This is a genomic window from Mucilaginibacter sp. P2_A5 (assembly GCF_056404995.1).
Window position 1 is genome coordinate 119,993 of sequence record NZ_JBFUCY010000009.1, and the last position, 23,214, is coordinate 143,206.

Below are 23,214 nucleotides of genomic sequence, written 5' to 3' on the forward strand. Positions count from 1 at the left end.
TTTTTATCTTTTTTATAAATTGCAACTTGTTGATTATCAATACTAAAGTGTTCTATATGGTATTTTTTATATTCGTAAGTGACTGACTATCAGCGCCAATGCGTTCCAGAGCGTTCCGGGTGTTCCATGCGTTCCGGTGGAACGCATGGAGCGTTATTTTACTTGGTTACATCAACCCACTGCCCTTTAATTAAACTGTTTATCGAGTTGTTGTACATGGCCTCGCAATACACAGCCGGTAAATAATAATGGCCGGTATATGCCGCGTTCAGCATTACGTAATAGGTAACTTCACGGCCTTCAGGCAAGCCAAAATAGGTATTAACCCTGTCGTCGCGAATATCCCGGTAATTAGATGGCGACGATTTAAAGGCTTCATCGTTGTTCATCATCCTGCTGTTCAGAATTTCCCAGCCCGATGGGAAGATCTGGGTGAGGGCAAGGTTATCGTACCGGCCACGCTTGCCAGGGTTTTTGATATTAACCTGCGCTACAAAATCGGTTCCCTGCCTTAATGAAGATGGATCTATCTGCTTACCCGACAAGGTAAAGTAACCTACGCGCATCTGTAATATCCTCGGGTCGATATAAGTTTTTACGTCAAGGCCCGATGATGGCTGTCCTTTTTGTATAAGTCTCACATACAGCCTGTTGGTGCCGTTGTTTTTAAGGGTCACTTTTCCTCCGCCCGCTGCCAAAGCACCTTGCCATATATAAGATTGCGAGTTAACCGCGCCACCCTGGAAGCTGAATGTCATTTTACCGGATGATTTGTTTTGTCCGCAATATTGAGCAATGGCGATCAGCGAGTAGGCTGTAGTTTGGGTGCTATACCAGTCGTCCTGCGATAGTTTTGCGGCTACTACCCTTAACTGCGCCGCGGCACGTGCCTGCTGGCCCAGTAAGGTTAATGTTTCCAGTATCATAGCCTCATCCCTTAAGTCGGACCCATAGGTGCCAAACATGGTGTAATACGGCTTAATAACGGTTGGTAAACCAGCAATCATCCGTAAACCTATCTCTGGCTGCCCTGCCAGCTTGTAGGCCGCTGCCAGCCGCCATTTTGCTTCAATGCTTATATACTTAAACTCGCGCAGGCGGTTCATGGCTCCCAACTCCGGCGAGCGGGCAAGGGCCAGTAAGTATAGGCGGTAGGCCTGGTTCAGGTCATCGCCATAAAAACTGCGGCTGTCCGGCGACCAGCCAAGGGCTTTTTGTTTCTGGAATTTTTTCCATTGTTGCATAAAACCAAGCGGCATGCTATAGCCTTTAGCCTGTGCTGCCAGCATAAAGTGCCCTGCATAATTGGTTCCCCATTCATCGGCATCACCGCCGTCGGGCCAGTAGCTTAAGCCGCCGCCCGGAACCTGGAACCCATTTAGTCTTGCTATAGTAGCCTTGATATTTCGTTCCGTTTCGGCCTTTTGCCTTGGCGACAGGTCAAGCAGTTGTCCTAAATACAATTGCGGGAATGCTGCCGATGTAGTTTGCTCCACGCAGCCATGAGGATAATCGATTAGGTAATCCAAACGTTTACCCAGATTAAGGGGTGGGATGGAGGCAATTTCCAGCGTATTTTTATTGGTGCCGCTGATACCCACGGCCTGGTATGCTGTGTTCCAGGCTTCACCCGCTGCAAGTTCCTTTTCCAATATCCGGGTAACCGGCGGGTTAGGGTTACGTACGTTCAATTCAACATCATAAGCCGCTGTTTCTGAACCGCTTTTTGCAACTACTTTTACTTTACCTACGCCTACAAAGTCCTTAACGTTAAGGTCAAATGTTACCAGCTGGTCGCCGGTTTTGGCGAAAGTGAGCGTTTGAGTATTATTACCTTCCAGGTTACTGAAAGCGTTGCTTTGTACCGATACGGTAACTGTTTTAACATTAGGCTCCATTGCAAAGACGGTAACCGGCAGCTGCACCTTTTCTGACGGCCCCAGTACCCGTGGCAGCGTTGCCAGTATCATTAATGGTTTTTTAACAACCACTGCCTTTTCAGCAATGCCATAAGCGCCATCATGCCCGGCAACAACCATAGCCTTAACCGATCCTACGTATTGGGGTAATTTAAAGGCCGTGGTTTGCTTTTCTCCCGCCGCGAGGTGGAACGGCCCCATAAATTTTACAACAGGCTTAAACCGGTTTACAGATACGTTCCTGTTATTGCCCAGGCTGCCGTCGCCACCTATGCTTAGTATCCTGTTAAGGCCGCCGCCATAAGCGCCAATTATGTAATCGAATAAATCCCAGGTTTTAATACCCAAAGCCTCCCTGGCATAAAATGTATTATGCGGATCGGGGAGTTTGTAGCTAGTAATATCCAGCAGCCCTTCATCCACAATAGCGATGGTGTAGGTCATCTCTTTGCCCGACGCCTCGGATACCGTAATGGCCGACTGTGTTTCGGGCCTGATCTTATCGGGCATCGTGATTACCGGCTTTAATATGGTAGCCGGGTTATTAACGGTAAGTGGTATCACCCCATACATGCGGATAGGCAGGTCATTAATGGTTTGCGAGTGGTGCTGCAGCATAGTAACGTTTACAAAAACATTGGGGGCCATATCCGGCTCAACCGTAAAGCTGTATTGGGTTTGGCCTTTTTTGGTATCAATCCAGGTGGTCTTTAAAATCTTGGTGCCGTTTTCAAAGCTGATCAGTGCCCTGCCATCTGCCGCGGTGGGGATTGTTAAGGTGGCCTGTTCGCCAACATTATAAGCTTGTTTATCTGATGTAAACGAAAGCATGGCTGCCTCGGTAGGGTTGCTTTGCTGTAACCTTTCCGACCAGTTTGGCCAGTCGACATAAATAATTTTTCCGGTGCTATGGCCTGTTTGTTCGTCTTTAACCTTAATCAGGTACCGGCCCCAGTCGGCTTTTGGTACACGTAGTGTCCATTTGCCACGGCCATTTGTCAACTGTAAGCTTTGGGTTTTAATAAGCTTGTTATATTTGCCCTGGGTAAAATTGGTCATTTCGTCGCCGGTTTCATCCCACCACCAGCGCCATTGAATTTTGTACAATTCCAGCTCCACGTTGCGGGTACCGGCAAGGGGGGTGCCGTTTACATCCACATCTGCAATATCAATCTGCTGGTCTTTATCGGTAACCAGCATTCCGGATAGCGCGCTGCCTTCGGGCGTTTTAATACCCACATAACCCGGGTAAACATTATAAGGAAGACTGACCTGCTGAACGCTGAAGTTGCCGCCCGGTTCAAATACCTTTACCAAAAAGTTGGCCTTCAGTTGCCCGGGAGCTTGTTTTTCAATATTGATATTAGCATCCACATCGGCATTGCCTTCGGCGCTTAGCTTACCATCAAAAACGGTTTGCGTTTGCATGTTAAAGGCCAGGGTAGGATCGTCAAAAACATAATCCTTATAATTTTTAAACGTGGTTGTTTGTGCCGATAAAAAGGCATCAACCTTGGCCTTTAAGTTTTGCGCCGCTCCGCCAAACAGCCAGCGGGCGGTTAATTTGCCGTTGGCGTTATTGCCTTTGGTTAGTTCTTCGGCGCCGCCAAAGGTTAGGCCCAACTTTAAGCGGTTAGGCATAATGGTCTCAACCTTTATTTTCTTTTCAAACGTAGCGCCGCCAACTTTTACAGTGGCTGTCCAGTTACCGGTAGGTGATGAGGTTTCGGTAGCGGTATGGAAGCTGTAAAAGCCATCAACAGATTTGGTGTTTGTAATCCGTTTATACAATTTATCGTTGGGGTCCTTTAGCTCAAACTCTACAGGATGGTCGGCTGGTAGGGTTTTTAACTTGTCTTCCAGTATAAAGGTCATAAATATGCTATCGCCAGGCCGCCAAACCCCACGCTCACCATAAATAAAGCCTTTCAGTCCGCTTTGAACTTCATCGCCACCAACGTTAAAGCGCGTAAGTGGGAGGGTATTGCCATCGTCAAGTTTTAAATAGCCACGCTGGTTTCCTTTTTTAGCTACCAGCAAATAAGGCTTTCGTTTTAAGTCGAAACTGGCCAGGCCGTCGCTGCCCGATGTAGTTTTTAGCAGCACCTGCTTTTGATAATCCAATAGCTGCAATTCAACGCCGGCCATCGGTTTGGCATTCATAATATCGGTAACCGCTATCAGCATATTATTGTTATTGCCCCGTTTGGCAATCAGGCCTATGTTTGAAGCGATAATGTTACGGGTAGCCCAGCGGGTTTTGGTATAGTAGGATGGGGTGCAGGCATTATCCTTCTCCTGCCAGTTATAACCTTCGGGATAATAGCTATCATACCTCGACCAAAATTCACTATCGTCATCATTTACTTTACCTGCATTATCACTATAGCTATAATCACCACCTCCTTCATATTCGTCATCGCCGCTGCTTTTTTTACCGGCACCCGCTACGTTGCAATTGTACAAGGAGTAATCCTGCCTGAAACCGATAATCACCCTGTAAATTGCGCCCGGCTCAGTTCGGATCATCTGGTCAAGATCTAACATAAAGCGGTTTTTCTTATTTAGGTTAAGCCCTTTGTCGTTATCAAGCCTGATGGTTTTTTGTAAAATAGGCCTGCCTACCTGGCGCAGTTCCTGGCTGCCGTTAAAATCATTGTTTTGAAAATATTGCGGAACGTTATTTTCATAGATTTTGATTACGGTTACATCAACTGCCTTCAGATTCACCGCTTCAAATGGCATCATCAGCTTGCCAGAATCGGGTAGTATAACCCCCTTGCCGGGAATAGTGACGCCGGGCAGCCTGTTTTCAAAAAACACATTGGCTGTATACGTTTTAGAAATTTTTTTATGCGATATATTTTCTACCCCTTCATTTACAAATACACTGTAATCGCCTTCAAGCCTTTCGGGAGCATAAATTTTTACCGTGCTTCCCTCAATGGCGTATGCCGGATCGGTTACATTGTTGATGCCGATAAGGCCTGCCAGTTCCTGCCCAACCATAATGGCATCTGAAAATTGTACCAGCACATACTGGTCATTATCCTGCACGGCGCGAACGTTTAGTACTTTAAAATCTCCAATTGCCGGTACATCAAAATGCTGTTCGCCTTTTTTATCAACGTTGATGCTGCTGCCGTCCCAATTAATGGTTAGCGCAGCAACTTCGCCCTTTTGCCGTTTTAAACCGGTTATTTTGAAGGTGTGGGTTTTTGCGATTGTGTTATGCTCCCAGTTGATCTTCACCGGCAGCATATAGTTTACAGTAATCACTTTTTCAATAAGGGCAGGGTCCTCAGTATCGGCCGTTTGTACCGATCCTTCCAGCTTCATCTCGTCGGTAGATGTACTGGTAGCAGTTTGAAGCCCGTTAAACGCTACGTTAAAATCGGGTTTCACTACCTGGAAATTAAATTTAAACCTGTTGAACCGCGAAGGCACGTCAATCAGTTTGCCCAATTTAAATTCGGCGTTATAGTTTTTATCTGGGTCGAGCCTTTTATCCGGCCGGAATTCAATAGTGCGCGAGTCTGTCCAGTAAGCTTTGCCTTTCACCGATGGCGAAAAGTCGAACAAACTATTGTCAACTTCCTCGTTCTGCTGATGGGTAACCTGCACGTTGCTGGCCAGGCGAATAGTAATGGGGCTGGTTTTGGAAATTACCCCCGTTGTGTACGATTCAATGTACTTGCTAAAAGCAGGATCAACCGTATTTTTCTTTTGGCCGTTAACGATAAGGTAAGTGATGATTAACAGCACTGCAAGCGCAGAACCGAATGTAATTAAGCTTTTACGCTTGCGGAACCTGGTATATCCGTTCTCCATGGAATAGGTTTATTTATTCCATGAATGTATAAAATTTATAACAACAAATAATTAATTGAGAAATATTTTAATGGAGAATAGTTGATTGAGTTGATTAGGTGAATGGTTAACTGATTTTGGTTCGGAAATGTAAACTGAATTGTGTCAGCTTTCAACCTAATCAACTCAATCTAACCCAATCAACCACTCACTTTGACAACTACAATATCATAACGCCTGGCTTATTCAGTACCGGAAGTTTGATAAAATTCATCTCTACAATGCTCTCGGGCAGGAAAATGAACTTTTTATCGTAAATGTTACCGCCGATATAATAGCTGAGCCAATACTCATTATTCAGGCCGAAAGTTTGCTCGTCAATGGGTTCGATTAGTTTGTAGCCTTTACTGCCAACCACCGGGATCATATGGCGTAAAACGGAAGTTTTTACCTGCTCTCCATTTTTTTCGCCATAACCCTTTGAGGTGATCAGTACGTTCTCGATAGGCTCATTTTTCAGGTTGATGAGGTACACGTACCAAATTTTACTCTCCACACTTTCACGCTCCAACGCTACCGCAATGGCTATATCTTTAACGTTATTTTCGGGCAGGTCTTTAATCATTGCATTCTTTAGTGAGTGGTTGATTGGGTTGATTAAGTGAGTGGTTTGTTAGTTAGTGAGTGGTTGATTGGGTTAATTATGAGAATGGTTTGTTTTCAATAAATAACATTTACCATTCAACCACTTACTTAACCAATATTTTCCAAACATTTTTTTCAATCCAACTACTCAACTAATCAACCATTCACCAATAACTTATTTTTTCTTAGCCGGCGCTTTTTTCTTAGCGGGGGCTTTTTTGGCCCCGGGTTTTGCGGCTGCTACCGTTTTACCAAAGCGGCCTTTTTTGGTGTCCTTAGGCATGGCATCGGCCAGGGCCTTGCACTCTTCGTAAGTTAAGGTCAACGGGTCTTTATCCTTTGGTATCTTAACGTTCAGTTTGCCAAATTCAATATATGGCCCCCAACGGCCGTTTAATACTTTTACTTCCGGGTCTTCGTCAAACGCTTTAATCAGCTTTTCGGCATCTTTTTTACGTTTTTCGTTAATCAGCTCTATCGCCTTCTCTTCGGTAACATCATGCGGATCGATATCTTTTGGTAACGATACGAACGCGCTGTTATGGCTGATGTATGGCCCGAAACGGCCGATGGCCACTTTCATTACCTTGCCTTCATATTCGCCGACAACTTTGGGAAGCTTAAATAATTCAAGGGCCTCATCAATAGTAATGGTTTCAATGCTTTGGCCGGCCCTTAAGCTGGCATATAACGGCTTTTCTTCATTCTCCTCGGTAGCACTTTCGCCAACCTGCACAAAGGGGCCGTAGCGGCCAATACGTACCGAAATCTTTTTGCCGCTTTCGGGGTGCATGCCCAGTTCACGTTCGCCGGTTGCTTTATCGGCAGTTTCAATGGTACTTTGCACGCCTTTATGGAAAGGGTTATAAAAATCGTGCAGCATGGCTGTCCAGTCTTTTAAACCCTGGGCTATCTCGTCAAATTGCTTTTCAACGCTGGCGGTAAAGTTAAAATCTACAATTTCTTTAAAGTATTGTACCAAAAAGTCGTTTACAACTGCGCCAATATCAGTAGGGAATAGCTTACCCCGCTCGGCACCTGTATTCTCTGTTTTTTGTTCTTTAACAATCTGGCCATCTTTCAGCACCATCAGCCTGAAGTTGCGCACTTTACCTTCCCGCTCTTCCTTAACCACGTAACCACGGTTTTGGATGGTAGAAATGGTAGGGGCGTAGGTAGATGGGCGGCCGATACCCAACTCCTCTAACTTTTTCACCAGGCTGGCCTCAGTGTATCTTGCCGGCGGACGCGAGAAGCGTTCGGTTGCCGACATTTCCTGTAGTGCCAAACGCTGGCCACGGGTTAAAGGTGGCAACATTGCGTTTTCGCCGTCCTGTTGCGGTTCATCCTCGTCATCGCTTGATTCAAGGTAAACCTTCAGGAAGCCATCAAACTTCATCACCTCGCCGTTGGCTGTTAAATCCTCTTTACGGGTTGATATACTGATTTTTGCAGTGGTTTTCTCAAACTGCGCTTCACTCATTTGCGAGGCGATGGCCCGTTTCCAGATCAGTTCATACAGGCGTTTCTCGTTCGATTCGCCGTTGATGGTATGGTTGTTGAAATACGTTGGCCTGATAGCTTCGTGAGCTTCCTGCGCGCTTGCGTTTTTTGTTTTATATTTTCTTAGCTGATGGTATTTTTCGCCATAAGCTGATACGATTTCACTTTGGGCGGCATTTAACGCGGTATCTGATAAGTTTACCGAGTCGGTACGCATATAGGTAATATACCCCGCCTCGTACAGCCTTTGGGCTACCTGCATGGTGCGTGCTACCGAGTAGCCCAGCTTCCTGCTGGCTTCCTGCTGTAAAGTTGATGTTGTAAACGGTGCTGCCGGCGAACGTTTGGCTGGTTTGGTTTCCAGCGAGCGTACGTCAAAATCGGCGCCGATACAATCCTGTAAAAACTTCTCGGCATCTTCAGGTTTGGCATAACGCTCGGCCAGTTCTGCTTTAAAAGCATCTTTACCTTTGCCAAATATGGCTACTATTTTAAAAGCAGCTTCGGCTTTAAACTTATTTATTTCGCGCTCCCTGTCGACAGTTAAACGTACAGCTACCGACTGTACGCGACCGGCAGAAAGCGAGGGTTTAACCTTTTTCCACAAAACAGGAGATAGCTCAAAACCTACCAGCCTGTCTAAAACACGGCGAGCCTGCTGGGCATTCACTAAATTGTAGTCAATTTTACGCGGTGTGTCAATCGCCTTTAAAATGGCCGGTTTGGTTATCTCGTGAAAAACAATGCGTTTGGTGGTAGCATCCTTCAATCCCAAAGTATCAAATAAGTGCCATGATATGGCTTCTCCCTCGCGGTCCTCATCCGATGCCAGCCAAACCATCTCTGCTTCTTTAGCTAATTTCTTCAACTCGCTCACTACCTGTTTTTTATCGGCAGGCACCTCATATTTTTGAGCGAAGTTGTTACCTATATCTATCGCATCTTCAGACTTTACCAAATCGCGGATATGCCCGTAGCTCGACTTTACAATAAAGTCTTTCCCAAGGTAACCCTCGATGGTTTTGGCTTTCGCCGGAGATTCAACTATCAGTAAATTTTTGGCCATTTAAGCAGTTATTTTTTGCAAATAAAACATAAAGAAAGCGAAACGCCAATTAGTTTTGCTAAAAACGTTGGAATATTAGCTGTGAAGATTGTAGTATTGCCGTAACTTTGAAAGGATGTTGTGTTGTTTTGAGCGCTATTTTAACGGCTGTTTTTTTGGTGTTTTTGACCTTGATCCGGATGCAGTTAAACATGGGGGTTTTGCCATATTTAGCCTCCCAAAAAATCTACATCAAAAAGCCACCGCCCAGCAAATCATTTCCCTCGTAAAAAACTGCCGATTGCCCGGGGGCGATGCCAGATACATTATGGTGAAAATCAACCTTCATGTGCTCGCCCATTTGTACAATGCTGCTGGTGGTACCGGCATCTTTATAACGGATTTTGGTAATAGCCTCGATAGGCTCGGTAATGCTGGCGTATTTTACCAGGTTTAGGTTTTTAACCCAGGCTTGTTTGCGCTCCAGTTCATCGGCTGTACCTAACACTACGGTATTGGTGTTAGGGTCAATGCTGGTTACAAACATAGGTTGCCCCAGGGCAATGCCTAATCCTTTACGCTGACCAATGGTATAAAAGGGATAACCCTGGTGTTTGCCCACTATGGTGCCGTTTGCAAGCACAAAGTTGCCGCCGGCAACGCGTTCTTCCAAATCTTCAACCTTATGCCTTAAAAACGATCTGTAGTCGTTATCGGGTACAAAGCAAATCTCGTAGCTTTCGCTTTTACCGGCAAGCTCAATCTGTCCCATATCCATAGCCATTTGCCTGATCTCGGGCTTTGAAAAACTGCCTAAGGGGAACTTGGTACGCGCCAGGTTTTTTTGAGATACTCCCCAAAGCACGTATGATTGATCTTTATTTTCGTCTTTCCCTTTTGATATCACATAACGGCCGCTATCCTGTAACCGGATGTTGGCATAGTGGCCTGTAGCTATAAATTCACAATCCAGTTTATCGGCGCGCTTTAACAACGCTTCCCATTTAATGTGGGTATTGCATAACACGCATGGGTTAGGGGTACGGCCAGCCAGGTATTCGTCAACAAAGTTATCAATTACAAAATCGCCAAACTCATTGCGGATATCCAGGATATAATGCGGAAAGCCATAGCCAACTGCTAAAGCGCGGGCATCATTTATGCTATCCAGGCTGCAACACCCGGTTTCTTTTGAGCTTCCACCGGATGAGGCATAATCCCAGGTTTTCATGGTAAGGCCAATAACTTCATAGCCCTGCTCATGCAGCATAACTGCCGCTACCGAACTATCAACGCCACCGCTCATTGCCACTAAGATCCTGCCATGCTTACTCATAATGGGCGCAAAGATACGCTTTTGTGATTTATATTGATATAGGGGTTAGGTCAGCCGAGGGCAATATTTAAAAAGTATCAAGTAGTTAGTATCAAGTAGCAAGACTTTTTTGGTTCACTTGATCATTAGATTATCGTTTTTTTTGGTGGGATTGCGAGATAAATAGGGGCATTCAGCCAAAAAGTCATTTGCCCGCCATGCCCGCGTTCCAATGAACCAATGAACCAATGAACCAATGAACCAATGAACCAATGAACCAATGAACCAATGAACCAATGAACCAATGAACCAATGAACCAATGAACCAATGAACCAATGAACCAATGAACCAATGAACCAATGAACCAATGAACCAATGGACTACCTATAATGATAAAAGATGCCCCTGTCAAAAGGAGTCCACATGCAGGCCGTTTGGCCGCAGGCTTTAAGGGCGTTGTTGGCCCAGGTGTTACAGGTATAAAACATGTTATATTTACGGTTAGCTTCGTAAAATGCGTCGCTGGTTCCATAATTGGCATTTGTTTTTATGTTGATAACATTACCGGTGACATCTCTTTTAAAACTATCGTTAACAAACATTATCAACCTTTTGTACTGATCATTGCTGATCATGATTTTTTTACAATCATTATTCTCCTGCATTGCCTGATAGTAGGTAGCGTGAATGGCCGACGTACTTAAAGCGAAGGCCGCCTTGAAAGCGGTACTAAACTTCAATTGCGACCAGGTAGGGGTGTTGAGATAAAAACCCTTATCGCCCCAGCCTATGGCCAAATATTTTGCCGTGGTATCATGGCCTGTAGTATTTTGATATGGCATTTCCTTGCTCCAATCTGTCACCTGACTTTTCACCGGAACCACAATGTCGGTATGGTCGCCATTGGTGAGAATGTATATGGCGATATCAGCCGAAGTTCCGGGTTCTTTTTTAATAGTCCATATCGAAAGTAAAAAGGCCGCCAGCAGGAAGAGCACTACAAATGCTATAAGGCCCAATGCGGTTCTTAAAATTACTTTCAGGATTTTTTTTAAAATTATCATAATCGGCGGTTGAGGTTTGGTTTGGTGTTAATACAATAAAAAGCACAAGGTAACCTTATGTTAACACTTATTCGGTATTGAGAATAGCTATCATGTGATAAATGTGCCAGATTTTATGATTACAATATTCATAATTGATCCCAAATATTCATTAATTATTGATTAAATAATATTGATAATAAGGTTGTTACGTATGTCATATAAAGTTTTGTTTCCAATAACTGAACGGGAATGTTTTATACAGCCAACAACCGCCGAAAACACAAAAGCCCATTGAATAAACAACAGGCTTTTACTTTTTTGGTTAATGTGAGCGTATTAGTTGAAACTCATCGGGTCGATTAAAGTTACCCCCTTTTATTAAGCCACTGCTTAATACGCGAATTGAGCAGTATACCTGCAATGGTGCAGGCCACTAAAAGATATACGATCATGATGTGCTTTGGCATTTTATTTTGGTTTATAATCTGCAATAAATGTAACGGGGATGATACATTTATTGCAAGTGTTTATGAAAATAAATATCTAACCAATTGGGAAAAAAAGTCAGATACCTAAACAAAGGTAACGCTTTGATATGATGTGTTTTCACTGGCCGCATTCGGAGCTTTATTATAAGAAATTTGCGTTTACATAAAATGAACAAAAAAAACGCGTAAAAAAATATTTTTACAGCTAAAAAAATGCCAGTTTAACGTAGTGTTACGCTGACACTATTTCAATGTTAAAACTGATTTATTGCTATTTTTTTAAAGAATAAATGTGCAGTTGACGATTCTAAAAGTTTTATAACTATTTATTAAAATAAACGTAAAAATGAAAATACCTATTGTAACATTCGGATTACAATATAAATTTGCTTTACCCTAATTAATTTAAAAAATGATAAGCCAATTAACATTAGAACAAAAGCTTCAAGGCGTGATCTTGATGATCATTTGCTTTATTGCCGTAGCGAACTACTTAATTAAGTGAGTGCCGACAGAGAGAAGAGAAAATTAAGGTGCCTTTTTGGGGGCGCCTTTTTTTATGGAATAAACTTTTGGCTGGTTTTCCGAAAGAGGTGCATGCTTGCCCCTTTTGCTTTAGTACGCAAGTATGCTTCCGCAGTGTTTTATACTTGTTTTACGGATTTTACGGATTCCTTGTCTGCCCGTCGCCTTTCACAATCCATTTGTAACTGGTAATCTCATCAAGGCCCATAGGGCCCCGGGCATGGAGCTTTTGTGTACTGATGCCAATCTCGGCACCTAAACCAAATTGCGCCCCGTCTGTGAAGGCTGTGGATGCATTGGCGTAAACCGCAGCAGCATCAACATCATTTAAAAAGGTGGCAATATTTTCGGCATCCTCAGATATAATAGCCTCGCTGTGTTTAGAACTATTGATGGCAATATATTCAAGTGCTGCTTCAAAACTGTCAACCGTTTTGATCGCCATTTTCATCGATAAAAACTCGGTACCAAAATGCTCAGGCTGTGCTTTATGCAATAAAGCGCCGGGATAAGTGTTTTTTAGTTCATCGTAAGCGCGTTCATCAGCAAATAGCTCAACTTCTTTCTCTCCAAGAATGTGGCTTAACCTCGGCAGGTCACTTAACCTACCAGCATGAATAATCAGGCAATCGAGGGCATTACAGACGCTCACCCTGCGGGTTTTGGCATTGGCTATAATCTCGGCACCATTTTCAAGGTTACCGGTTAAATCGAAATAGGTATGAACAATACCTGCACCGGTTTCAATAACCGGTACTTTACTGTTATCCCTTACAAAATCAATAAGCGACTGGCTGCCTCGTGGTATCAATACGTCAACATACCCAATGGCATTTAGTAAAGCGGCTGTGGCCTCTCGTTCTGCAGGTAACAGAGTTACCAGGTTGGTAGCTATGTGGTGCTTATTTAACACGTTATGAATTATGCCGATAATAGCACGGTTAGAATGGTCGGCATCACTGCTGCCTTTTAAAATACTGATGTTTCCCGTTTTAAAGCACAGCGCAAATACATCAAAAGTAACATTGGGCCTGGCCTCGTAAATAACGCCCACAACGCCCAGTGGTACGCGCACTTTTGAAATAGACAGGCCATTGGGCATCTGCGTTTCCGAAAGCTGTTTACCTAAAGGGCTATCCAGTTTTGCAACACTGATCATATCGGCAGCAATAGCTTCAATACGGGCTGCAGTGAGTTTCAACCTGTCGTATTTAGGATCCGCAGGATCCATCAAATCAAGATCTTTTTGGTTTTCGGCTAATATCAGGTTGGTTTGGGCAATGGCTTCGGCAGCCACGTCGAGTAAAACCTGGTTAATAAGGGCAGGGGCGAGGGTAGGTTTGCGGCCTGCAGCCCGTGCGTTCTCGAAATATATATTGTAACTCATTGTTAACCTTGTAAATAAAGATAATCATAATGCACCAAAGGCTTCTGGTTTTTTTGCCCGATGCGTTCTTTAGCTTTGTCCGATCCGTATTCGGCGATGCCCAGGCCTATCAGTTTTTGATTTTCATCCATTAACTTGATGATATCGCCCTTTTTAAAGTCGGTTATTACCGCAGCAATTCCAACCGGCAGCAAACTTGTAGCTTTGCTGGATATCAATGCGGCTTTGGCGCCTGCATTAACTAAAACCGCACCTGTGGCAGATTTTTCGGAATGGGCTATCCATTTCTTTTTGCCCGACGCTGTTTTATTGGGGATAAACCGGGTATGGATCACTTTATTCTCCAATACGTCGGTTAATATATTATCGCGTTTGCCATTGGCAATGTGTACCGCGATGCCCAACTGTGCCGTTTTTTGCGACATGGTTGATTTGGTGATCATCCCCCCACGGCCAAACTGCGATTTCCCTGAAGAAACAAACTCGGCGAAATCAACAATCGAACCCGCTACTTCTTCGATAACTGCCGATCCCGGCGCTTTGGGATCACCGTTATAAATGCCATCAACATTCGTTAGTATGATTAATGCCTGGGCGTTAAGCATGGATGCTATTAAGCCGGCTAATTCATCATTATCAGTAAACATCAGCTCGGTTACAGATACCACATCGTTTTCATTCACTACCGGTATTACCTGGTGCTGCAACAACAGATCCAGGCAGTTTTTCATGTTTAAATAGTGCATCCTGTCCCGGAAATCCTCTTTAGTAACCAATACCTGCGAGCAAAGGATATCAAAACGCTCAAAAAGCTGAGAATAGGTATTGATGAGTTTTACCTGCCCGATAGAGGCTAAAAGCTGCCTTGCGGCAATAGCATCATATTTTTCGGATATGGTGATCAAACTCCGGCCGGAAGCGACGGCGCCTGATGATACCAGGATCACTTCTTTTCCTTGTTTTTTGATAGCGGCTATCTGGCCAACCAGATGTTCGATACGTTGCAGGTCGGGCAAGCCGTTTTCCTGGGTAAAAACATTGGAACCGATTTTGATGATGATACGCTGGTAATTGAAAGACATTATAAATTAGTACGTGTTGAGCCGCCAATATTACAAAATTGGGAGGGAAGAGGGCGAGATTATTTGAAAATAACTCCACTAAAATGGTAGATATTATAGAAAAATACCAAACGGGCCTTGACAAGGACTAAAAAATTTCTATTTTTGTCGACTAATTCAATAGACTATGTATAATATTTACTCCCTTGTTACTATCGCCCCTTTAAAAATGCAGTTAAATGTCATGTGTTGCTGTTGATAGTCCCAATCTTTAAGCTATTTACAACAGGTAAAACAACAAACAACATTAAATTTATACTGATCCTTTTCATGAAAACACTTATAAATTCATTTAGACTTATAGCACTTTTTGTACTTCTTGTCCCGGCGATAAGCCATGCTCAACTTAATGGTTCATACATCATTAGCGGCATTGTAAAAGACGACCACGGGTTGCCGTTAGTGGGCACAACTGTAAGCATAAAGGGTACTACCAACAGTACGGCATCTGATAGTACCGGTAAATTCTCGTTAACTACCAGCGCCAAACTACCGTATACTTTGGTTTTTACCGCAATAGGGTTTCAGCCACAGGAATTTTTTGTTAAAAATGCCAACAGTGCGCTAAACATCCAGCTAAGCAGTCAATCGTTATTGATTAACGAGGTAGTAGTAACCGCATCCCGTAAAGAAGAAAAGCTTTTACGCTCGCCGGTTGCCATTGAAAAGCTGAGTATCAATGCACTTAAGCAGTCGCCCGGCCCAAGCTTTTATGATGCCTTGGAAAACGTAAAGGGTGTACAGATGACTACCACCAGTATAACCCTGAAAGTGCCTAACACACGCGGTTTCAACAGCCCGAACAACTTCAGGTTTATGCAACTGGTTGATGGTGTGGATATGCAATCGGCAACGTTAGGTGTTCCACTGGGTAATGCCATTGGCCCAACGGAACTGGACATTGCCAGTATAGAAATTACACCGGGCGCGGCCGCCGCGCTTTACGGCACAAACGCTATCAACGGCTTATCAAACTTAATAACCAAAGACCCTTTTAGATACCAGGGTTTAAGCGTTTATCACCGCGAAGGTGTAAACCACGTGGGCAACGACAGGTTGGGTGCAAGTGCCCTTAATGAAACCGCTGTACGTTATGCCAAAGCATTTAACAATAAATTCGCTTTTAAAGTAAACTTTAGCTACATGCAGGGTAAAGACTGGCAGTCTGATACCCGTAAGGATCAAAATCCATACAATCTAAAAACAGCAAATCCCGGTTTTCCACCTTTAACGGGAACCAGTAATGCGGCTTATGACGGCTGGAACAAATATGGGGACGATGCGCTTGCCGGCAGTAACACTGTTGTTGTAAAAGGCCTTACCGTTGATGGTAAAGCCATGCCAGGCCTGACAGTTGCCCGTACGGGATACAACGAGGTTGATTTGGTTGACCCAAAAGTTACCAACCTGAAACTGGATGGTACACTATCTTATAAATTAACGCCAAACACCGTATTGTCCTATACTTACCGCTATGGCCGTTTGGATGGTGTATTTCAACGTGGTAACAAGATTTCGTTGCAGGGAGCAACCGTTCAAAACCATAAAGTTGAGTTAAAAGGAAAAGAATTTTTGGTTCGCGCTTATGAATCGATAGAAAATACCGGCAACTCATTCAACGTAAAACCGCTGGCAGATAACCTGGATTTGAAACATGCCAGCAACTCAGCCTGGGGCACCGCATTTAAAAACGCGCTCAACACTTACGGCAGTGCAAACGGAGGTTTAACAGCGGCAAACCTTGCCGCCGCCGAGCAATATGCAAGGGCAGCAGCAGATAAGGGTAGAGTAGAACCAGGCACTCCGGAATTTGATGCTTTGAGAAAAACCATTATCGGCATTAATAACTGGGATATTAAATCGAGCCTGATACCGAATGCCCCTGAAACCGGCGGGGCGGCACTGTGGCAAAAAAGCCACATGTACAATGCCGAAGCACAGTGGGATTTGACAAGCCGGGTAAAGGTAGTTGATCTATTGGTTGGCGGTGACGTACGTGTATACGCAATAACCCCCGATGGCAACAACTTTGTTGACTTTAGCCGCCCGATTGCCGACAGGAACACACCTTTGGCCGATGGTAGCTTTGGTAAAGATGTGATCTACAAAAAGTATGGCGCGTTTACCCAGATAACCAAAACATTCTTCGACGAAAAATTAAAACTCTTCGGATCGATCAGATGGGATTACAACCCTTATTTCGACCCTAAATTTACGCCTCGTTTAGCAGCAGTTTATACGCTGAATGAGAACCATAATTTCAGGTTCACGTTCCAGAACGGTTACCGCTTCCCCTCATTGTTCGAAGCATTGTCATATGTAAATAACGGACGTGTTAAGCGTGTTGGTAGCTTGCCATTTATTAATGAAGGCCTGGGTTATTTAAATAACAGTTATACACAATCATCTGTAGTAGCTTTTAACGCAGCAGTAAATGCAGCGGGAGGCACCGACCAGGTTGCTTTGGCTAACAAGGATTTGTTGAAAGTAGCCAAGTTGCCAGATGCGCGGCCAGAGCAGATAACTTCATACGAAGTTGGTTATAAAGGTATCATTTTGGATAATAAAGTGTTTATTGATATTGATGCTTATACCAACCGTTACGATGGTTTTTTAGGCCAGGTGCAGGTGTTTGTACCTAATGGTGTACAGGTAGGCACAAATGAAGGGGTGTTGGCTATGCTCGATATTAACCGCGACCCAACTACCGGTACCTCCAGCAATGCTGCAAGCCAGGGCCAAAGCAGGTATCGTGTTTACACCAATGCTAAAAACATTTACCATAACTATGGTTCGTCGGCAGGTATTAGCTATAACTTCTATAAAAGGTATACGGTATCTGGTAATGTGAGCTTTAATAAACTAAAAGCCCAAACAACCTCGGATATTTTTGTGACCGGTTTTAATACGCCGGAGTGGTCGGGCAACCTGTCATTCGGTAACCGCGAAGTGGCCAAAAATGTAGGCTTTAACATCGTTTACAAATGGCAGGAGTCGTTCCTGTGGGAAAGTCCGTTGGTAACAGGCAAGGTACCTGCAATTGGCACATTTGATGCCCAGGTTACTTACCGCGTTCCGGTTTACTATGCCACTTTTAAAGTTGGCGCAACCGATATATTTAACAAACGTTATTATCAGTATGCCGGTGGCCCTACTATCGGAGGCTTGTACTACGTTTCGGTTACACTTGATGGTTTGCTTGCCGGTAAATAAGCAACGGTTTTTGATACTATAAGATTTAAGCGGATGAGGGTGACTTCATCCGCTTTTTTTATAAAATATGTCATCCAAAAAAGTTCGCGGATTGGACTTTAAATTGTTTGATTATTAACCTGTCATCTCAATCCGCCAATACCTTCACCTCAATATTCCCCCTTGTAGCTTTAGAGTACGGACAACCCTTGTGTGCTGCCTCGGCCAGTTTTTGGGCCACATCCCAATCAATGCCCGGAATGTGGACATGAAGCTCGGCAGATAAGGCATATGAAGATGCACCTTCTTTGTTAAAAGTAATATGCACATCAACCGTAGCCTGGGTAACGTTTACGCCGTCCCTAATGCCTACTGAACCAAGCGCGCCCAGATAGCAAGCACCCCATGCGCCGGCAAACAGTAGTTCGGGATTAGGATAACCATCTTCGCCTCCCATTGCTGCCGGAGCTTTTAGCTCCATATCAATTACGCCGTCCTCAGATTTGATATGACCGTCGCGGCCGCCTTTTGCTGTTACTACAGCTGTATATACTTTTTCCATGATTCAATTCCGTTTATAAAATCAACGATGAACACCGGTTTATGTTTGTCGGAATTCAACTTAGCCGTTTTAACGATGTACATACTCACGACTAATGAAACATTTAAAGGTTTGCTTACGCTTTTTTTAAGGCAAATTTCTAATAGGTATTGCCGGTGTTTAACAGAGAAAATTTAGAGGTTTTGTGTTTTTACGCGTTTTGACAAACAAGAAAAACGCGGTTTTTGAGCATTTTTGTGGATAACTTTAATGTTAACAACTCGGTAAGTTTGTTAAATTTTATATTTTAAATTATTGTATATCAATACTATGTAACGTATTTTTTATTAACATGTAAATGTTAATAACCTGTTTATAACAAATTTATTTTTTTCTTGACAAATGTGCCTTTTAGTCCCTATATTGTAATCATCAAGAACGACGTACTTTGACAGCCTTTCAGGAAAACAGAAATTGAATCGGGTGAATCTTCGGAGGAACTAAAGATCAAGGGAAGTTCACTGAGTTACATGAAAAAATGAAAATTACGAAAGTCTTTGAAAAAGGATTGTGACTAAAGGAGGTGCCAGGAACGATGCGGGACTCTACGGAGAAACAAAGCAGAACTGGTGATATTGCGGTAGTCGACCGTTCGCAAGAACAACAGACGAAGGCGTATCGGTCATGGATACACAAAACTTGATGCCACTGGGAAACTACGGTTGAACAGGGGTTTGGAAACGGGAGTTCAAATCGAAAGAGGAGACTCCCGTTTTCGCTTTTATAAGGTTTTTTATATTAACGACGCTTTTTCATTTTGAACAATCGTTAAAAAACCTAATTTAGTGGGATATGAATAAGGACGGCCAGCGTAACCAGAAGAAGATATTCGTTTTAGATACCTCCGTGATCCTGTATGATCACAATGCCTTTCAAAATTTCCAGGAGCATGACGTAGCCATACCCATCCAGGTACTGGAAGAGCTGGATAATAAGAAAAACGGCAACGATACCCGAAACTTTGAAGCCCGGAGTTTTATCCGGCTGATGGATGACCTGTCAAAAAATAGCCTGGTAAACGAATGGGTACCACTGAACGGTAAAAGTAAAGGCAGTTTTAAAGTGGCCATGGATGTAAAAACTACGGCTACTGATGCCGAGGAGGTTTTTGGATCGGACAAGATAGACCACCGCATATTAAACGTAGCATTAGGCTTGCAGGCAGAATATCCCGCAAAAAAAGTAGTGCTGGTATCAAAAGATATCTGCCTTCGTCTTAAAGCCAAATCGCTTAACTTGCATGCCGAAGATTACGAAACCGGCAAAATTAAAAACCTTGCTGAGTTATACACCGGTAAAACCGATGTAGACAAGGTAACAGATAAACTTATTACCCAGTTAAACAAACATGAAAACCTTCCGGCCGAAAGCATTCACGTACCTCAATATACCAATAATCACTTTTATATATTAAAGGGAAAAAAAAGTGATGTTTCTGGTTTTTACAACGCGGCAACCCAGCAATTGGAAAAAGTTACCGAGCAGCCGGTGTTTAACATTTCGCCACGCAATATCGAGCAAGCCTTTGCAATTCATGCCTTACTCCACCCGGATATTAAACTGGTAACCATACAGGGCAACGCCGGTACCGGCAAAACCCTATTGGCCCTGGCCAGCGCACTGGAGCAGCGTAAATATTACCGGCAAATTTTTGTTACCCGCCCTATAGTGCCGTTAAGCAATAAAGACATCGGTTTTTTGCCCGGAGATATTAAATCCAAAATTGATCCTTATATGGCACCGATATGGGATAACCTGAAATTCATTAAAGATCAGTTTGCCGATGATGATAAAATGCAGGCAAAAATTGATGAGCTGGTGAGTAACGATAAAATATCAATAGCGCCACTGGCCTTCATCCGCGGACGCACATTAAGTAAAATATTTTTTATTGTAGATGAGGCCCAGAACCTTACGCCGCACGAAGTAAAAACCATCATATCGCGTGCCGGCGAAAATAGCAAATTTGTATTTACCGGGGATATTTATCAGATTGATACACCCTACCTTGATGCTGAAAGTAACGGCCTATCGTACCTGATTGATAAAGCTAAAGGGCACCCGCTTTACGCGCATATCACTTTGCAAAAAGGGGAGCGTAGCGAATTGGCGAATTTGGCAAATGAGTTGCTGTAACAAGATTTGATGATTTTGCAGGATTAACACTTTTTTTTCATCGTCTCAAAAAGCAGGCATTTTTGATATAGTACTATTACTGGTTTAAAGTTATCAAACTTAATATGCCTGGTAATTGTATCTTATGTAAGCTTAGTTCCGGTAAATCTTGTTAAATCCTTAAATCGTGTTAACTGAATATGAAGATTTCTAAATACCTCCATTCCTGTCTTGTATTTGAATTGGATGACTACAAATTATTATTTGATCCCGGTAAATTTTCGTTTGCCGACGGAGAGGTTACCGCGGAGATGTTTGCTGATGTAAAAGCCATCGTTATAACGCACATTCACCCCGACCATTACGACCTTGAAATTTTAAAAAGCATCCTAGATTTAAGCGGTGCAATCGTGATAACCAATAGCCAGATAGGCAAAGAATTAGAGAAAGCCAGGATCATATATACTTTATTTGAAGAGGGTACGGCAAATTTTGGCCCGTTTATATTAAAAGCCATTCCGGTTGCGCATGAACCTATTATGGATAACCCATTGCCACAGATGACAGGCTTTATCATCAATGACCTGGTACTGCACCCGGTTGATTCTATGGAAGATAAGCTGCTTGACTATAAGGGAATTGAATTATTATTGATGGTTACTATGGCGCCCTTTGCCAATGAAGTACGGATATCGGGCTTTGCAGATAAGTTACAGCCAAAACAAATTCTGCCAGTTCATGATGGTTATGCTAAAGAGTTTTTTATTAAACAGCGCTATGGTGCCTATGTAAAACATTTTGATAAACTCAGCATTAAGTTTCACGAGGTTTATAAGATTGGAGATAGCATAATCATCTGATTATTAAATGCTTATATGGTGAATAAAAAAAGTCCCCGCGTATTACGGCGGAGACCTCTATGGAACCAACCTCCTGCTAAGCTGGCCCACATTAACCTTATCACATTTCAAAAGTGTAGAATAATAATGAAGAAAGTATGAACTTCGTTTTTATAGCTAAGCTTAATTTTACATCTTAGCAAAAAAGCCAGATAATTTGTATGCAGAAACCCGATAGCCTCATTTTTGACATGGACGGAACCCTTTGGGACGCCGTTGAGACATACACCAATTCATGGAACTTAACCTTTGAAAAGCTTGCTATAAACAGGATAATAAACCGTGCGGAGTTGCTGGGCCTTATCGGAATGGAGGGAAAAAAACTAACCAGGGCTTTAATGCCTGATCTTGACGACGATATAGCCCAGGGAATTTACATGGATGTAAATGAAACCCGGAGGCAAATATTACCGCAAAGCGGTGGTAATATGTATGAAGGCGTTATCGAAGGGATAAAACTACTGGCAACAAAATATAAAATTTTCATCCTGAGTAATTGTGCGGTAGGTATTATCCCACTATTTATATCATGGGCAAACATCGGCGATTATGTTACCGATTATATAGCATATGGCGAAAACAGTATGCCCAAGCACTACAATATGCATTTATTGATAGATAAACATGCGCTTAAAACCCCGGTATATGTGGGCGATACACAAGGTGACGCGGAGCAGACACGCATAGCAGGCATACCTTTTATATTTGTGAGTTACGGATTTGGAAAAACAGAGGACTATGAACACAAGTTTAATGATTTTCCATCGTTAACATCCTATTATATGGGTTTGTAAGCAAAGCCATATTCCATAAATATAATTAAATGATAAAACACTGCCTTTTGTTATTTGCATTTATTGTTGTTTTTGGCGAATTGCGCGCTCAAAAAGTACAATTAGATTCTATCCGGTGGATTAATAAAGATCTCGGGCACTTATATTTTGAGAAAGGCCGTGTTAATTTCAATTTTATTGGAAATGATAAATTCAAAAGTCATTATTCCATTGTAAAGGATACTTTGGTCATGACGGATATTTATACCTCAAGTGCCGATAATTTTAAGGTTAAACACAAAACCAACTTTAAATTTTTGATCAGGGATCTTACTAAAGACCGGCTTTACATTAAAGCTATCGATTCAAATTCCATTAAACTGGCTGGCCCGGGCACCTATGAATTTACCAATTTAAAAAATAGTTACGATAAGGATATCAAATTCACAGCCATCCGCTTTTTATCTTCAACCTGTCATGGAGATTGTCCGCAACTTGAAATATTAATTGGGGCCAACGGCGATTATCATTTAAGAGGAGGGGAGTATGCCGACCCTTTTAAGGGTGAGTTTACAGGGAAATTATCAAGACCGCAGCTTGATACACTGAACTACTGGCTTAAACATAGCGAACTTAAAAAAATGTACAGCTGGCAGCAGCAAGACCAGGTGATTGATAAGCCTAACTATTATTTTGAGGTTGATTTTGAAAATAATAAAAAAAAGCTGAGTGTAACCACTAATCAACCGCCATTAAATATGACCGACCTGGTGGAGTTTATGTTATCGTCCTATAAAAAAGTAAAATTAACACCGGTAAAATAGTGGGC

Annotated in this window: 13 protein-coding genes; 5 read left to right on the top strand and 8 right to left on the bottom strand. The window is 42.9% G+C overall.

The features are described 5' to 3' along the window. Positions 1 to 158: 158 nt before the first annotated feature. From AC1DXF_RS09830 to proB, 7 genes are all read right to left on the bottom strand, one after another. Complete coding sequence (locus tag AC1DXF_RS09830) at positions 159 to 5,750, bottom strand: alpha-2-macroglobulin family protein (RefSeq protein ID WP_477448129.1); 5,592 nt, start codon at positions 5,748 to 5,750, stop codon at positions 159 to 161. Between the two features lie 199 nt (positions 5,751 to 5,949). Further along, entirely contained in the window at positions 5,950 to 6,354 is a 405-nt protein-coding gene (locus tag AC1DXF_RS09835) for a hypothetical protein (RefSeq protein ID WP_090650669.1), read from the bottom strand. A gap of 195 nt (positions 6,355 to 6,549) precedes the next feature. Next, positions 6,550 to 8,943 (bottom strand): type I DNA topoisomerase, encoded by a 2,394-nt coding sequence (gene topA, locus AC1DXF_RS09840; protein WP_477448130.1) that lies wholly within the window; start codon positions 8,941 to 8,943, stop codon positions 6,550 to 6,552. A 226-nt stretch (positions 8,944 to 9,169) separates the two neighbouring features. Further along, positions 9,170 to 10,258 carry a tRNA 2-thiouridine(34) synthase MnmA gene (mnmA, locus tag AC1DXF_RS09845; RefSeq protein ID WP_477448131.1) on the bottom strand — a complete coding sequence of 363 codons (1,089 nt, stop codon included), beginning with the start codon at positions 10,256 to 10,258 and terminating at the stop codon, positions 9,170 to 9,172. Positions 10,259 to 10,618: 360 nt separating this feature from the next. Next, positions 10,619 to 11,302 (bottom strand): TIGR02117 family protein, encoded by a 684-nt coding sequence (locus AC1DXF_RS09850; RefSeq protein WP_477448132.1) that lies wholly within the window; start codon positions 11,300 to 11,302, stop codon positions 10,619 to 10,621. 1,134 nt (positions 11,303 to 12,436) lie between these two features. Further along, positions 12,437 to 13,684, bottom strand: a complete 1,248-nt coding sequence (locus tag AC1DXF_RS09855) for a glutamate-5-semialdehyde dehydrogenase (RefSeq protein ID WP_477448133.1) — start codon at positions 13,682 to 13,684, stop codon at positions 12,437 to 12,439. Positions 13,685 to 13,686: 2 nt separating this feature from the next. Continuing rightward, positions 13,687 to 14,766, bottom strand: coding sequence for a glutamate 5-kinase (gene proB / locus AC1DXF_RS09860; protein WP_477448134.1), 1,080 nt, complete (start codon positions 14,764 to 14,766; stop codon positions 13,687 to 13,689). A 309-nt stretch (positions 14,767 to 15,075) separates the two neighbouring features. Here proB and AC1DXF_RS09865 point away from each other — a divergent pair, with 309 nt between their 5' ends. Next, positions 15,076 to 18,018, top strand: coding sequence for a TonB-dependent receptor (locus tag AC1DXF_RS09865; RefSeq protein WP_477448135.1), 2,943 nt, complete (start codon positions 15,076 to 15,078; stop codon positions 18,016 to 18,018). A 127-nt stretch (positions 18,019 to 18,145) separates the two neighbouring features. Here AC1DXF_RS09865 and AC1DXF_RS09870 read toward each other — a convergent pair whose 3' ends face one another. After that, entirely contained in the window at positions 18,146 to 18,559 is a 414-nt protein-coding gene (locus tag AC1DXF_RS09870; RefSeq protein WP_477448136.1) for an Ohr family peroxiredoxin, read from the bottom strand. A gap of 831 nt (positions 18,560 to 19,390) precedes the next feature. On the opposite strand from AC1DXF_RS09870, the gene AC1DXF_RS09875 reads away from it, so the two are divergent. The 4 genes from AC1DXF_RS09875 to AC1DXF_RS09890 all read left to right on the top strand — a co-directional run bounded on the left by AC1DXF_RS09875 (position 19,391) and on the right by AC1DXF_RS09890 (position 23,209). Then, positions 19,391 to 20,734: a PhoH family protein gene (locus tag AC1DXF_RS09875; protein ID WP_477448137.1), complete on the top strand. Its 1,344-nt coding sequence runs from the start codon at positions 19,391 to 19,393 to the stop codon at positions 20,732 to 20,734. 179 nt (positions 20,735 to 20,913) lie between these two features. After that, complete coding sequence (locus tag AC1DXF_RS09880; protein WP_477448138.1) at positions 20,914 to 21,573, top strand: MBL fold metallo-hydrolase; 660 nt, start codon at positions 20,914 to 20,916, stop codon at positions 21,571 to 21,573. 200 nt (positions 21,574 to 21,773) lie between these two features. Further along, positions 21,774 to 22,406 carry an HAD family hydrolase gene (locus AC1DXF_RS09885; protein ID WP_477448139.1) on the top strand — a complete coding sequence of 211 codons (633 nt, stop codon included), beginning with the start codon at positions 21,774 to 21,776 and terminating at the stop codon, positions 22,404 to 22,406. 29 nt (positions 22,407 to 22,435) lie between these two features. Beyond that, positions 22,436 to 23,209 carry a DUF6438 domain-containing protein gene (locus AC1DXF_RS09890; protein ID WP_477448140.1) on the top strand — a complete coding sequence of 258 codons (774 nt, stop codon included), beginning with the start codon at positions 22,436 to 22,438 and terminating at the stop codon, positions 23,207 to 23,209. Positions 23,210 to 23,214: the final 5 nt, after the last annotated feature.